Annotated in this window: 14 protein-coding genes; 3 read left to right on the top strand and 11 right to left on the bottom strand. The window is 71.2% G+C overall.

Annotated features, from left to right (window positions below):
• Positions 1-56 precede the first annotated feature (56 nt).
• Positions 57-1838 (bottom strand): signal peptide peptidase SppA, encoded by a 1782-nt coding sequence (gene sppA, locus VGR32_RS06035; protein ID WP_327449095.1) that lies wholly within the window; start codon positions 1836-1838, stop codon positions 57-59.
• 227 nt (positions 1839-2065) lie between these two features.
• On the opposite strand from sppA, the gene panD reads away from it, so the two are divergent.
• Positions 2066-2422 carry an aspartate 1-decarboxylase gene (gene panD, locus VGR32_RS06030; RefSeq protein ID WP_327449093.1) on the top strand — a complete coding sequence of 119 codons (357 nt, stop codon included), beginning with the start codon at positions 2066-2068 and terminating at the stop codon, positions 2420-2422.
• Here the strand turns inward: panD and VGR32_RS06025 are convergent.
• The 9 genes from VGR32_RS06025 to VGR32_RS05985 form a co-directional block, all read right to left on the bottom strand.
• Positions 2406-2921 (bottom strand): methylated-DNA--[protein]-cysteine S-methyltransferase, encoded by a 516-nt coding sequence (locus tag VGR32_RS06025; protein WP_327449091.1) that lies wholly within the window; start codon positions 2919-2921, stop codon positions 2406-2408. The two genes, panD and VGR32_RS06025, sit on opposite strands and share 17 nt — an antisense overlap.
• Positions 2911-4011, bottom strand: a complete 1101-nt coding sequence (locus VGR32_RS06020) for a bifunctional transcriptional activator/DNA repair enzyme AdaA (RefSeq protein WP_327449089.1) — start codon at positions 4009-4011, stop codon at positions 2911-2913. The genes VGR32_RS06025 and VGR32_RS06020 overlap by 11 nt, the downstream gene beginning before the upstream one ends.
• A 55-nt stretch (positions 4012-4066) precedes the next feature.
• Complete coding sequence (locus VGR32_RS06015; protein ID WP_327449087.1) at positions 4067-5191, bottom strand: HAAS signaling domain-containing protein; 1125 nt, start codon at positions 5189-5191, stop codon at positions 4067-4069.
• A gap of 11 nt (positions 5192-5202) precedes the next feature.
• Positions 5203-5532, bottom strand: a complete 330-nt coding sequence (locus VGR32_RS06010) for a PadR family transcriptional regulator (protein WP_125256456.1) — start codon at positions 5530-5532, stop codon at positions 5203-5205.
• Positions 5533-5610: 78 nt separating this feature from the next.
• A complete protein-coding gene (locus VGR32_RS06005) occupies positions 5611-5799 on the bottom strand; it encodes a hypothetical protein (protein ID WP_327449085.1) in 189 nt (62 codons plus the stop codon).
• 14 nt (positions 5800-5813) lie between these two features.
• Positions 5814-6023, bottom strand: a complete 210-nt coding sequence (locus tag VGR32_RS06000; RefSeq protein WP_327449083.1) for a helix-turn-helix transcriptional regulator — start codon at positions 6021-6023, stop codon at positions 5814-5816.
• A complete protein-coding gene (locus VGR32_RS05995) occupies positions 6016-6693 on the bottom strand; it encodes a hypothetical protein (protein WP_327449081.1) in 678 nt (225 codons plus the stop codon). Before VGR32_RS05995 ends, VGR32_RS06000 begins: the two co-directional genes overlap by 8 nt.
• A gap of 70 nt (positions 6694-6763) precedes the next feature.
• The gene (locus VGR32_RS05990; RefSeq protein ID WP_327449079.1) at positions 6764-8059 is read right to left on the bottom strand and encodes a dicarboxylate/amino acid:cation symporter; all 1296 of its coding nucleotides are present in this window, start codon (positions 8057-8059) and stop codon (positions 6764-6766) included.
• A gap of 147 nt (positions 8060-8206) precedes the next feature.
• On the bottom strand, positions 8207-8734 hold the full coding sequence (locus VGR32_RS05985; RefSeq protein ID WP_327449077.1) for a methylated-DNA--[protein]-cysteine S-methyltransferase: 528 nt from the start codon (positions 8732-8734) through the stop codon (positions 8207-8209).
• Between the two features lie 133 nt (positions 8735-8867).
• Here VGR32_RS05985 and VGR32_RS05980 point away from each other — a divergent pair, with 133 nt between their 5' ends.
• On the top strand, positions 8868-9749 hold the full coding sequence (locus VGR32_RS05980; RefSeq protein WP_327449075.1) for a hypothetical protein: 882 nt from the start codon (positions 8868-8870) through the stop codon (positions 9747-9749).
• A 1-nt stretch (position 9750) separates the two neighbouring features.
• On the opposite strand, the gene VGR32_RS05975 is transcribed toward VGR32_RS05980, so the two are convergent.
• The gene (locus tag VGR32_RS05975) at positions 9751-10506 is read right to left on the bottom strand and encodes an extensin family protein (RefSeq protein ID WP_327449073.1); all 756 of its coding nucleotides are present in this window, start codon (positions 10504-10506) and stop codon (positions 9751-9753) included.
• A gap of 127 nt (positions 10507-10633) precedes the next feature.
• On the opposite strand from VGR32_RS05975, the gene uvrB reads away from it, so the two are divergent.
• Complete coding sequence (gene uvrB / locus VGR32_RS05970) at positions 10634-12973, top strand: excinuclease ABC subunit UvrB (protein ID WP_327449071.1); 2340 nt, start codon at positions 10634-10636, stop codon at positions 12971-12973.
• Positions 12974-12978 lie beyond the last annotated feature (5 nt).

The following is a 12978-nucleotide window of genomic DNA, read 5'->3' as shown; positions in this document are numbered from 1 at the left end:
GACCTGAACGGTCAAGGAACGCGCCGTTCACGCCTCGGTGTCCGGGACGTTTCGCCTCAGCCCAGCGGCCGGTCTGCCAGCACCACGGCGCCCTCGCGCCGCATGCGGTCGGCCTCGACGCGACGCGCCACCGCCTGGGCCTGCGGGTCCTGCGCCACGCCGCCCAGGAAGACCAGGGCCCGCGCCGCCTCGCCCGAAACGCCGAACGCCTCCGACAGCGCCTCCCAAGGCGACAGGGGCGTCGGGAACCGCTTCAGGCGGATGCGGGCGTCCGCCGGGATCCTGGCCAGTTGGCGGGCCTTGGCGATGGCCTCCTCCAGTCCGCCCAACTGGTCGACCAGGCCGAGGCCGAGCGCCTGCGATCCGGTCCAGACGCGGCCCTTGGCGATCTCGCGCACCCGCGCCGGCGGCAGGTTCCGCCCGCGCGCCACGCGCGTGATGAAGTCCTCGTAGATCCGGTCCATCTGCCGCGAGATCTTCGCCCGCTGTTCGGGCGTCCACGGCTCGGACACGGCGTAGGCGTCGGCGAACTCCCCGCCGACCGACAGGCCGCGCACGTCCACGCCGAACCGGCCCAGGGCGTCGGCCAGCACGAACTTGCCGCCGAACACGCCGATCGACCCCGTCAGGGTCGCCGGCTGCGCCACGATCCAGTCCGCCTCGGCCGAAATCCAGTATCCGCCGGACGCCGCATAGGCGCCCATCGACACCACCACCGGCTTGCCCGCCTTCTGCGCCGCGCGCACCGCCGCCGCGATCTGCTCGGACGCCTCGGGCGATCCGCCCGGCGACGACACGCGCAGCACGATGGCCTTGACCGCCTTGTCCTCGATCGCGTCGTAGATGGCCTCGGCGGTGTCGTCCGACATGATGTTGGAACCGCCGCCGAACGGATCTCCGCCGCCGCCCGTGCCGGTCATGATCGCGCCCTCGGCATAGACGATGGCGATGGCGTCCGAACCGGTGCCCTCGCGCGGCCCCTTGGCCCCGACGTAGTCGCCGAACTCGATGATCTCGGCCCCGCGGCCGGCGCGACGCTTGGCTTCCGCCTCGGCCTGTTCGACCTCACCCAGATGGGTGATCAGGCCGCGCGCCCGGGCTTCCTCGGCCGTCCACGGACCGGCTTCGACGACGGCCTTCAGCGCCGCCGGGGTCATCTTGCGGTCGGTCGCCGCCGCGGCGATCGACGTGTCGTAGATCGACCCCATCCACGCCAGCGTCGCCTCGCGGTGCGCGGCGGTGAAGTCGGACTGGGTATAGGCATTGACGGCGTTCTTGTATTCGTAGCGCTGCTCGAACTCGGCATCGACGCCGTACTTCTCGAAGGCGCGGCCGAAGAAGACCTCCTCGGTGGCCAGACCGGCCATCTGGAAGCTGGCGCTCTCCTGCATCCACAGTTCAGACGCAGAGGCGCCGACCATGTAGGCCGACACCGATGCCCCGGCGGGCATGAAGCCCTGCGAATGGGCGATCACGATCTTGCCCTTGGCCCGCAGGCGGCGCACGGCCTGACGCACCTCGTCGGCAGCGGCCGGGCTGAGTCCTGTCTCGGGCAGCCGCACCAGCACGGCCTTGACCGCCTCGTCGTCGCCCGCCTGGGCCAGGCCGTCGACGATCTCGATCACCGACAGCGACGCGCCGCCGAAGCTCAGCGGGTTGTTGGACGGGCTGTCGCTGACCCCCTGACGCAGGTCCAGCTCGACCACCGTGTTGCGCGGGATCGACGGCTTCGATCCGGCCGAGGCGACGGCCATCATGATCAGCGCCATCGGCACGACGACGAGGAAGAGCACCAGCCCGGTGAAGACGCCGAGCACGGTCAGGAAGAATTGTTTCATGGGAGAGGTCGTCGTCCGGATCCGGTCAGCCGAGGCGGCGCGAAGCCTCGACCATAGGGTCGGAACCGTCACCGTCAAATGAACCTCCCGTAAGGAGCGAACACGGGCGGGGTTCCGACGATTGTGCAGCGCGGCGCCGCGATTGATGCAGGGCGACGAAACCCCTATATCAGCGGCGCTCTGCGGGGGCGTTTTCCCCGCGCCATGCCGGAAGGACCGCACTCCCCATGCTGGTCACCCTGATGAAGTCCAAGCTGCATCGCGCCACCGTGACGCAGGCCGATCTCGACTACGAAGGCTCGATCGCCATCGACAGCGACCTGCTGGACGCCGCCGACATCCTCCCGCACGAGCAGGTGGACGTGCTGAACATCACCAACGGCGCGCGCTTCACCACCTACGCCATCCCCGCGCCGCGCGGCTCGAAGGTCATCGGCGTCAACGGCGCCGCCGCCCGGCTGGTGCAGAAGAACGACAAGGTCATCGTCGTGACCTACGGCCAGTTGCCCAAGGAAGAGGCGCGCAACTACGCTCCGACCGTCGTCCTTCTGGACGACGACAACCGCATCAAGCGCGCGGCGTGACGCCTTCGTGTTGCAGGAGCGCGCGCTTTCGCTCCACCCCGCCCGCATAGCCGGTCAGGGCGCCGCTCGCGCCGATCACCCGGTGACAGGGCACGATCACGCCCACAGGGTTCCTGCCGTTGGCCAGGCCCACTGCGCGCACGGCCTTCGGCCGCCCGATCCGCGCCGCCAGCGCGCCGTAGCTGACCGTCTCGCCCGCCGGGATGCGTCGCAGCGCCGCCCACACGTCCCTCTGGAAGGCCGTGCCGCCGGTCCTCACCTCCAGCGCGTCCAGCGCCGTCAGCTCGCCTGAGAAATAGGCCGCGATCGCGTCGCGCACCCGCGCCGGCGCTCGCCCGGGCGTCAGCGCGACGTCGCCCCAGTGCCGCGCCAGCAGCCGCAGCATGCGCGGCTCGTAGCCGGCGAAATCCAGCGCCCGCACCGCACCTTCGGCGTCCGTGACGACCAGCATCTCCCCGACCGGGGTCTCGATCCGGTCCAGCGTCAGCTCATGCGGCATCCCGCGTCTCCTCGATCAGGTCGCGCGGGTCGATCCCCGCCGCGCGCAGGTGGGTGAGGGCATAGGCGCGCCACGGCCGCCAGCCCTCCGCCCTCGTCTCAAGTCCCGGCACGTCCAGCCGGTCGCCGGGCGCGTCGTCGCCCGCGTCGATCCAGTCGCCGGGCGGCCTCAGTCCCGGCCGCGCCGCGACCAGCGGCTTCAGCGCCGGGTCGGCCGACAGATCGCGCGCCACCGCCTCCGGATCGCCGCCCAGGTCGAACGTGCGCCGCACGCGCGCCAGCACGCCCGGCAGCGCCTTCAGATCGTCGACCTCGGCCCGCACGGCCGCCCGCCCGGGACCGGCCCGCTCGACCGTGACGACGCCGTCCGCGCCGTCCACGTCCTTTGTCAGCGCCCGCGTCCACACGCCGTCCTCGACCCGCTCGCCGCGCGCGGCCAGCGCCGTCAGAAGCGCGTCCCAGTCGTGCGGCTCCCGATACGGCAGGCTCAGCCGCACCCCGCCGTCCCACGGGCGTTCGCCCCGCCGGCGAAGGGCCGAGGGCGGCCGCCCGTACAGGGCCTGAAACGTCTCGTTGAAGCGCCTCACGCTGCCGAAGCCGGCCGCCAGCGCCACCTGCGCCATCGGCAGGTCGCCCTCCTGGATGAGCGCCTTGGCCAGCAGCACGCGGCGCGTCTGCGCCACGCTGACCGGCGCCGCGCCCAGATGCTTGCGGAACAGCCGCCGCAGCTGCCGCTCGCCGACGCCCAGCCGTCCGGCCAGGGCGTCGACGTCGGCCTCGTCCAGCGCCCCCGCCTCGATCAGCGCCAGCGCCCGCGACACCGTGTTCGACGTCCCCTTCCACGCGCCCATCTCGGGCGCCGTCTCGGGCCGGCATCGCAGGCAGGCGCGGAAGCCCCGCTCCTCCGCCGCCGCCGCCGTGGGCACGAAGCTGACGTTCTCCCGCAGCGGCGTCCGCGCCGGACACACCGGCCGGCAATAGATTCCGGTCGTCTTCACGCAGGTGAAGAAACGCCCGTCGAACCGCGCGTCGCGCGTCCGCACCGCGCGCCAGCACGCCTCCTGATCCAGTTCGGGTCCGCTCGTGAACATGGGCGGAGCATGCGCCCCGCCCCGTCTCATGTCTCGCGGTTTTCGGACACGGACCTCAGCGGCCGCGCGCGACCTTCGCCAGATCGCCGAGGATGGCGAACACCATCGTCAGCCCGATCCCCGCCAGCACGAAGCTCAGCACCGTGCCCAGCACCTGCGCCTGCTCGGACAGGGACCGGCCCAGCTGATCGACGCCGTCCAGCGTCTCCCAGCGCAGCAGGTCGAGCCCGCCGCGCACCTGCGCGACCGCTCCGTCCGCCGACGTCAGGTCGAACCAGTGCCCCCACTGGAAGATCGTCCAGACCAGAGCCAGCCCGGCCACGCCCAGGCCGATCGACAGCAGCGCCCGCAACCGCACCATGTCCGGCCGGATCACGCCCAGCAGGTCGACGGCCATCTGCGCCAGGGCATAGGCCAGGATGGGGGCGAACAGCGCCGTCCACACCGGCGCGCCGGACACGGTGACCAGTTGGTCGCCCAGCTCGAACGCGCCGCCCCAGGGCCACTGCCACGCTCCGACCCACCAGGCGACGAACAGCCCGGTGAAGATCAGACTGAACAGGGCGTCCGACCCCGGCCACTTGCCGGCCGAGACCTTCACCGCCAGCGGCTTCACCCGGCCGGCCGGCGCCTCGGCGCCCGTCTTCCCGGATCCACCCAGACCCCATCGCGCCGGATCGGCCAGGGTGAAGGCGTGCAGGTCCTTCACGCGCCATTCCGTCATCCACCGCGGCTTGCCGCCCCATCGCTCCATCGACCACGCCACCGCCGTGATGACTCCGATCAGCACCAGAGCTCCGTCGAAGAAGCCGGAGAAGGCCTGCCCGATCGCCTGCCCGAACGTCTGCGGTCCCCCCGCCAGCGCCGCCAGCGCGCCCACGATCTGGACCGCCGCGACGATGAACAGCCCCGCCTTCACCGCGAACAGCCAGTAGGGATACAGCTCCGGCCCCACCAGACTGTCGGGCCCGCCGGCATAACGCTGCGCCACCACCAGCGGGTGGCCGATCTCCTGCAGGATCGCCTCCTGCTCGGCCTCGGTCAGCGGCCGCCCCAGCTCGTCTTCCCTGGCCTCGAAACGGCTCAGGATCAGCTCGCGCAGCTCGGCGACGATGTCCTCGCGCTTCTCCGTCGGCAGCTGCGCCGCCACGGCGTCCAGATACTGGCCGATCAGGGCCATCGTCCCCTCCCTCAAAGCATGCGATCAAGGGACGCGCCGATGCGCCGCCACTCGGCGGTCAGCGCCTCCAGCATTTCGGATCCGGCCGGCGACAGGCGATAGAAGCGCTTGTTCCGCTTCTCCTCCTCGCGCCATTCGCTCAGCAGCAGGCCCTGGCTCTCCAGCCGGCGCAGCAGGGGATAGAGGGTCGATTCCTCCATCTCCAGCCCGTCCGCCGCCAGCGCCTGCCGCAGGGTGTAGCCGTACCGTTCGGTCCGCAGGCAGGCGAGCACGGCCAGCACCAGCGACCCGCGCCGCAGCTCCAGCCTCATCGCCTCGAACAGACCGCCGTCCACCGGCATCACGCTTTACCCTGCCCGTCACATAGTGTGTGACACACAGTGTATGGCGCAAAGTGAAGAGCGGAGTCAACGCCGCTCCTAGCGCCGCTTGCGGCACCGCTTCTGAATTTGGCCGGTCGCGACCTTCGCGCCAATGACAGCAAGGGCGATGATCAGGCCGCCGCCGATGCCGATCGGCACGGCCTCCGCGAGGAAGCCGCCGTCGACGCCCACAAGCTGGCCGTGATCTTCAGACGCGGCATCGACAGGTCGAGGTGCAGTGGACACGAGCGAAAGCTAGCTCAGTCCTGCAGGAAGAACAGCTCCTCCACCGTCGTCCCCAGCGTCCGCGCCAGCGTCAGCGCCAGCGTCGTCGACGGCACGAACACCCCGTTCTCGACCGTGTTGACGGTCTTTCGCGACACGCCCGCCCGCTCCGCCAGCTCGGCCTGGGTCAGGCCGGCGGCGGTGCGGACGTCCTTCAGGCGCGACCCCAGCCGGGCGTCAGCCATCGTAGGCGCGGCCCAGCATGACGAAGCGCAGCGAGGCGGTGGCCGCCGCGCTCCACAGCACCAGCGGCATGGCGACGATCGCCCAGTCCGGGCGCCACAGGCCGACGACGTAGGTGCCCGACGCCCCCGCCATCAGGACGAAGAAGGCCGCCGTCAGCGCCCGCGCCTGCAGCGTGCGGACCAGTTCGTCCTCCAGCCATTTCTTCAGCTTCCGCGCCTGGGCGTCCCAGTTCATCACCATGACCGGCAGCAGCACGGCGTAAAGAACCGCGTTGATCGCCGCCAGCCAGTCCATGCCGTCCGCCCTCCCGTGCACCATGCGCTCGGCCGCCAGCGCCGAGACCACGCTCAGGATCAGGGCCGCGAAGGTCATCAGCAGAAGCGTCCACGCGCGCGTCGCCTGCTCCCGGTCCGCCCGGCCGGCGGCGCCGTCGTGCAGCTTCGTCCACGCCTTGAAGCCGGCGAAGGTGAAGATGGCGACCATCAGCGACGCCCCGGTCAACACCCCCGCCCCGGTCATGACCGCGTCCTCGTAAGGGATCTCGACGCCGTTCCGACCGGCCAGCCACGTGGCCAGCCCCACCATGATCCCGACGAACATCGCGATCAGCGCCGGCTTGAACAGCCGCGCCCGCATCCGGTCCAGATCTCGCAGCTCGCTCTCGGTCATCACCGATCTCCCGTGTAACCCACGGGTTACATATCACCTATAGGTGACATGCGAGTCAAGCGGGCCGGCTTCAGATCCCCGGATCGGCCTCCGCCGCCGCGTCGTCGCCCTGCACGATCCGCGTCACCGCCAGATCAGCGGTGACGTTGCCGATGGTGCGGAAGATGTCGGGGATCACCTCCACCGCCAGCAGGATCGGCAGCAGCTCCAGCGGCACGCCCATGGCGGCGCAGATCGGCGCGATCGACACGAAGAAGCTGACCTGTCCCGGCAGGCCCACGGCACCGATCGACACCAGGATGGCCGTCAGCCCCCCGGCGACCATGGCGGCCGGCGGAATCTCGATGCCGAACACATGGGCGCACCAGATGACCACGCCGATGTTGGCCACCGGACTTGTGATGCGGAACACCGCCACGGCCAGCGGCAGGACCAGACCCGCGGTCGAGCGCGACACGCCCAGCGCGTCCACGGCCCGCTCCACCATGACCGGCAGGCTGGCCAGCGAGGACTGGGTGGAGAAGGCCACGACCTGCGCCGGCGCCGCGCCGCGCGCGAACCGCGCCAGCCCCATCCGGCCGAACGCCATGACCAGCGGATAGCACAGCAGGATCAGCCCGATCTGCACAAGCGACAGCACCGACACATACTGCAGCAGCACGCCGGCGGCGCCCACGCCGGCGGTCAGCCCCACGCCCATGGCCAGGGCGAACACGCCCACCGGCGCGACCGTCAGCACCCAGCGAACGATCACGATCATCGTCTCGCCCACGGCCTCGAAGAAGGCCACCATCGGCAGCCTCAGCCGATCGGGCAGGCGCGTGGCGGCGAAGCCGAAGAAGACGGCGAACACCACCAGTCCCAAAATGGCGTCCTCAGCCGCGGCCCGGATCGGATTGGCCGGCGCCAGGGTCTTGAAGAACTCGCTGAACGGCGCGCCCGGTCCCAGCCCTTCGGGCGGCGCGGGCGCCCCGGCGCGTACGGCCGCGGCGCCCTCCGGGTCCACCGGCCAGACCGCCAGCAGGCCGTAGTTGGCCACGAAGGCGTAGACTACGGCCAGGCTGATCAGGATGGCGAACCACAGGATCGCCTTGGCGGCCAGACGTCCCGTGCGGGCCGCGTCGGCGATCGAGGCGATGCCCGTCACCAGCAGGCTGAACACCAGCGGCACGATGGTCATCTTCAGCGCGTTCAGCCACAGGGCGCCCAGCGCCGAGATCATGTCGGCCGTGCCCGCGCCGCCGGGCAGTCCCCACTCGCTGGCGGCGGCGCCCGCGGCCAGCCCCCCGACCAGCGCCAGCAACACCCACAGACTCAGGGAAGAGAAGAAGCTGCGTGACGACGACGGAGGGGCGGCGGAGGACATCCCGGCAAGCTAGGAGCCATTTCGCGCTTGCGAAAGCCCTGAGTTCACCGGTCGTGCAGGGCGTCTGACCTCCATGGGGACGCCTGCCTCCGTCTGGATCCGCACCCGGCGACGATGACGGTGTCCGACGATCGGCATCCCGCGGCGCTACAGCAGCAGCGCGCCCTCGTGCGCCAGCAGCCACGTCTTGCGCTCCAGCCCGCCGCCGAAGCCGGTCATCGACCCGTCGGCCCCCACGACGCGGTGGCACGGCAGGATCAGCGGGATCGGATTGCGGTTCAGCGCGACCCCCGCCGCCTGCGCCGCGCCCGGCTCTCCGGCCCGCCTCGCGGTCTCGCCATAGCTGATCGTCGCGCCCGCCGGCACCTCGGCCAGCAGCCGCCAGACCCGCCCCGGAAACCCGAACGCCCCGGCGGCGCCGTCCAGCGTCCACGGCACGCGCGCGAGCGCCGCCCGGTCGCCGTCGAAATAGTCCGCCACCGCCCGTCGCACCTCGTCCGGCGCCGCGCCGGCGGCCATCTCCGCCTCCGGCCACTCCCGCCGCATCGTCCGCCTCAGGCCGTCGGGCCGGTCGCCGTCGAAGCCGGCGCCGCGAACCCGCCCCTCGCCGTCGCACGCGACGGCCAGCGGCCCGATCGGGCTGGGCAGGACGCACAGGGTCAAGGTCACGGTCACGCCGCCATCCTGCCGCACCACCCGCCGCGCGTCTCGCGGTTTCCGGACCCTCCCGCGGGCGGCGCCGGCGGCGCGATCGGCAACCCGTCCCGCCTCCGGTCGTTACCCCATCCCGACGAAAGGACGCCGTTACATGAAAGCCGCCCGCTCCCTCACCCTGGCCGCCGTCTCCGGTCTCGCCCTGACCTTCGGGGCCCAGTCGGCCTCGGCCCAGACCACCTCGCGTGACGAGGAGGTCATCGGCGCGATCTTCGGGGCGATCTTCGGCGACCGCTTCGGCGCCTCGGGCAGTCTCGACCAGCAGTGGTCCATCGGCCGGCGCCCCCTCTTCGACCAGCGCAGCCAGTTCGACGCACGCGTCCAGGCCGACGTCCGGGCCGGCCGCCTGTCCAGCTGGGCTGGCGATCGCCTGCGTCAGGACTACGCCGCCCTCGTGGAGGTCGAGACCCGCTATGCCGCGGACCGCCGCTTTACGGCGCAGGAGCGGGCCGACCTCACCGCCCGCTACAACGCCCTCACGCAGGCACTGGAAAGCGGCGGCTACGACGACGGCGGCCCCGGCCTGTCCATCGCCCAGGGCCGTGCCGAATTCGACGCCCGCGTGGACGCCCAGGTCCGCGCCCGCCGTCTCAGCCGCACAGACGGCACGCGCCTCAAGAGCGACTACGCCGCCCTCATCCGGGTCGAGGCCGAATATCTGGCCGACGGCCGCCTCTCCACGCGCGAGCGGGACGATCTGGAGACGCGGCTCGACGCGCTGGACGTCCGGGTGGGCGACGTCGGCTACGGCGGCGGGGCCACGCCAATGACGCCGCGCCAGCGGCTCGACGCCGTCGCCCGCGCCCTGCCGGCCAGCGGCCTCTCCGCCACCGCCCAGACCCAGCTGCGCGTCGAGCACGAGGACCTGCTGCGTCTCGAGGCCGCCTATGCCCAGCTGCGCGTCTCCGCCGACGACCAGGCCTATCTCGAGCGTCGCATCGTCGATCTGGAGACCCGGGTCCGCCTGCGCCGCTGACCTAGCGGCAGAAGCTCCGCCCGCCCGGTTCCAGATGCAGGTGGTCGTGGTGGGGCGCGTCATAGTCGGGGCTCAGCACGGTCCCGAACACCCGGCAGCCCTCGTCGCGCACGCGCCTCAGGAAGCGCGACTTGTCGCTCTCCGCGTACCAGTCGTCCTTGACCATGATGCGGGTGCCGTCGCGCAGCACCACGCCGGCGAAGTCCACCGCCGCCGCCTGCGAATGGGCGCTGGGCCGCGCGCCCGGACGGTTCGACACCGACCGGCAGGCATAGGTGCCCATGTGCACGATCTCGACCACGTCCTGGCCGAAGATTTCGCGGGCGGCCGGCTCGACTGACTGACGCCGCCACACCGACAGCGCCAGCGCCGTCCAGCACGTCATCACCGGCGCCGCCGGCCGCAGCCGCGCCACCGTTCCGCGATCCACGTCCAGCGTCCCCGCTCCCGTCAGCCCGCACGTCTCGCTGTTGACCACGTCCGGCACGCTGGAGAACCGCACGCCGGCCGCCTCCAGCTCCGCCTGGCAAAGCCCCAGATGCTCCCCGGCGTCGTCCACGCGCCCCCGCGTCCCGCCGTCCAGCCGCGCGTCGACGATCCCGGATGTGGCGAAGCTCTCCGCCCGCACCCCGGTGTCGGAGGTCACCACCGGCGCCGCATACGGCCGCGTCCCCCACCCCTCCGGCGGCGGATTGGGACCGCCGAAGCAGGAGGCCGTCAGGAGCAGCAGGGCGAGGGCGGGGACGGTGCGGCGCATGAGCCCGGAGGGTAGCGGGATTCGCGGCGGGGATGGGGCGGGCCCTCCCGCCACCTGCCGTCAGCATCCCCTCCCCGCCCCGCGCGTTCGTCTGGCGCCTTTCCCTCGCCGGACCTATCTTGCGTTCATGAACCGTTCCAGCACCCCCGCGCCCGGCAAGACGAAATCCGCCAAGCCCGTGCACACGCCCGGGGCCGGGCTGCAGGAGGCGCCGGCCGCCTTCCTGCGCGATGCCAAGATGCCCATGTTCGCGCCCGTCACCGGCCCGCGCCTGACGCCGTCCGAGGCCCCCGGCGCGCCCGACGGCTGGACCCCGCACCGGCCCGACCGGGCGGGGGCCAAGCGGCACCGCCCCTTCCGCATGGTCTCGCCGTTCGAGCCCTCGGGCGACCAGCCCGCCGCCATCGCCGAACTGGTCGAGCAGGCGCAGGCCGGCGAGCGGGACCAGGTGCTGCTGGGCGTCACCGGCTCGGGCAAGACCTTCACCATGGCCAAGGTCATCGAGGCGACCCAGCGCCCGGCCCTGATCCTGGCCCACAACAAGACCCTCGCCGCCCAGCTCTATTCCGAGTTCAAGAGCTTCTTCCCCGACAACGCGGTCGAGTATTTCGTCAGCTACTACGACTACTACCAGCCCGAGGCCTACGTCCCGCGCACCGACACCTACATCGAGAAGGACAGCTCGATAAACGAGCAGATCGACCGCATGCGCCACTCGGCCACGCGGGCGATCCTGGAGCGCGACGACGTCATCGTGGTCGCCTCGGTCAGCTGCATCTACGGCATCGGCTCGGTCGAGACCTACACCGCCATGACCTTCGACCTGAAGGTCGGCGACCGCATCGACGAGGCCAAGCTGCGCGCCGACCTGATCGCGCTGCAGTACAAGCGCAACGACGCCGCCTTCGAGCGCGGCATGTTCCGCAAGCGCGGCGACGTCATCGAGATCTTCCCCGTCCACCTGGAGGACCGCGCCTGGCGCGTCCAACTGTTCGGCGACGAGCTGGAGTCGATCCAGGAGTTCGACCCCCTGACGGGCAGGAAGACCAACGACCTCGAAGAGATCACCGTCTACGCCGCCAGCCACTACGTCACCCCGCGCCCGTCGCTGAACCAGGCCATCACCGGCATCAAGGCCGAGCTGAAGGAGACGCTCGACTGGATGGTCGAGAACGGCAAGCTGCTGGAGGCGCAACGCCTCGAACAGCGCGTGCGCTTCGATCTGGAGATGATGGAGGCCACCGGCTCCTGCGCCGGCATCGAGAACTATTCCCGCTGGCTGACCGGCCGCGCCCCGGGCGAGCCGCCGCCCACCTTCTTCGAATACATCCCCGACGACGCCCTGCTGTTCGTCGACGAGAGCCACGTCACCGTGGGCCAGATCGGCGGCATGTACCGCGGCGACTACGCCCGCAAGTCGACCCTGGCCGAATACGGCTTCCGCCTGCCCAGCTGCATCGACAACCGCCCGCTGAAGTTCGACGAGTGGAACGCCATGCGGCCCCAGACCATCCACGTCTCGGCCACCCCCGGCCCGTGGGAGATGGAGCAGACCGGCGGCGTCTTCACCGAACAGGTGATCCGCCCCACCGGCCTGATCGACCCCCCGGTCGAGATCCGCCCCGTCTCCGGCGAGACCCGCAACCAGGTCGACGACGTCATCGACGAGGTGAAGGCGACCACCCGCGCCGGCTACCGCAGCCTGGTCACCACCCTGACCAAGCGCATGGCCGAGGACCTGACGGAATACATGCACGAACAGGGGGTGCGCGTCCGCTACATGCACTCCGACGTCGACACGCTGGAGCGGATCGAGATCCTGCGCGACCTGCGCCTCGGCGCCTTCGACTGCCTGATCGGCATCAACCTGCTGCGCGAGGGGCTGGACATCCCCGAGTGCGGCCTGGTCGCCATCCTGGACGCGGACAAGGAGGGCTTCCTGCGCTCCGAAACCTCGCTGATCCAGACCATCGGGCGCGCCGCTCGCAACGTCGACGGCCGCGTCATCCTGTATGCCGACCGCATGACCGGCTCGATGGAGCGCGCCATCGCCGAGACCAACCGCCGGCGCGAGAAGCAGCAGGCCTACAACGCCGAACACGGCATCACGCCCGAAAGCGTCAAGCGCGACATCAAGGAGATCCTGGCCAGCCCCTATGAGAGCCGCGCGCTGGACCAGCTGACCCGCCCCGACGGCGTGAAGGAGGACGCCCGGCCCTTCGTCGGCTCCAACTTCCAGGCCGCGCTCAAGGATCTGGAGTCCCGCATGCGCGAGGCCGCCTCCAACCTGGAGTTCGAGGAAGCCGCCCGCCTGCGCGACGAGATCAAGCGCATGAAGCTGATGGACCTGGAGTTCGCCAACGACATCCTCACGGCCGAGGGCGAGACGGTCGACAAGGCCGCCCCGAAGAAGTGGCGGCAGGAAGCGGCGGCGGAAAAGGCGGCGGCGTTCAGGAAGGGAAGGTAGGGGGC

This window comes from Brevundimonas sp., assembly GCF_035935935.1.
GTDB lineage: Bacteria > Pseudomonadota > Alphaproteobacteria > Caulobacterales > Caulobacteraceae > Brevundimonas.
The sequence above is the reverse complement of the archived record's forward strand: the minus strand, read 5'-3'. Positions and strand labels throughout refer to the sequence as shown.

What these genes read in the sequence shown, in the direction of transcription:
- VGR32_RS06020 (WP_327449089.1), bottom strand. Translation starts at nt 4,011, where the DNA reads ATGTTCACGAGCGGACCCGAACTGGATCAGGAGGCGTGCTGGCGCGCG.
- VGR32_RS05975 (WP_327449073.1), bottom strand. Translation starts at nt 10,506, where the DNA reads ATGCGCCGCACCGTCCCCGCCCTCGCCCTGCTGCTCCTGACGGCCTCC.
- VGR32_RS06025 (WP_327449091.1), bottom strand. Translation starts at nt 2,921, where the DNA reads ATGCCGCATGAGCTGACGCTGGACCGGATCGAGACCCCGGTCGGGGAG.
- sppA (WP_327449095.1), bottom strand. Translation starts at nt 1,838, where the DNA reads ATGAAACAATTCTTCCTGACCGTGCTCGGCGTCTTCACCGGGCTGGTG.
- VGR32_RS06015 (WP_327449087.1), bottom strand. Translation starts at nt 5,191, where the DNA reads ATGGCCCTGATCGGCCAGTATCTGGACGCCGTGGCGGCGCAGCTGCCG.
- VGR32_RS05995 (WP_327449081.1), bottom strand. Translation starts at nt 6,693, where the DNA reads ATGACCGAGAGCGAGCTGCGAGATCTGGACCGGATGCGGGCGCGGCTG.
- uvrB (WP_327449071.1), top strand. Translation starts at nt 10,634, where the DNA reads ATGAACCGTTCCAGCACCCCCGCGCCCGGCAAGACGAAATCCGCCAAG.
- panD (WP_327449093.1), top strand. Translation starts at nt 2,066, where the DNA reads ATGCTGGTCACCCTGATGAAGTCCAAGCTGCATCGCGCCACCGTGACG.
- VGR32_RS05980 (WP_327449075.1), top strand. Translation starts at nt 8,868, where the DNA reads ATGAAAGCCGCCCGCTCCCTCACCCTGGCCGCCGTCTCCGGTCTCGCC.
- VGR32_RS06000 (WP_327449083.1), bottom strand. Translation starts at nt 6,023, where the DNA reads ATGGCTGACGCCCGGCTGGGGTCGCGCCTGAAGGACGTCCGCACCGCC.
- VGR32_RS06010 (WP_125256456.1), bottom strand. Translation starts at nt 5,532, where the DNA reads ATGCCGGTGGACGGCGGTCTGTTCGAGGCGATGAGGCTGGAGCTGCGG.
- VGR32_RS05990 (WP_327449079.1), bottom strand. Translation starts at nt 8,059, where the DNA reads ATGTCCTCCGCCGCCCCTCCGTCGTCGTCACGCAGCTTCTTCTCTTCC.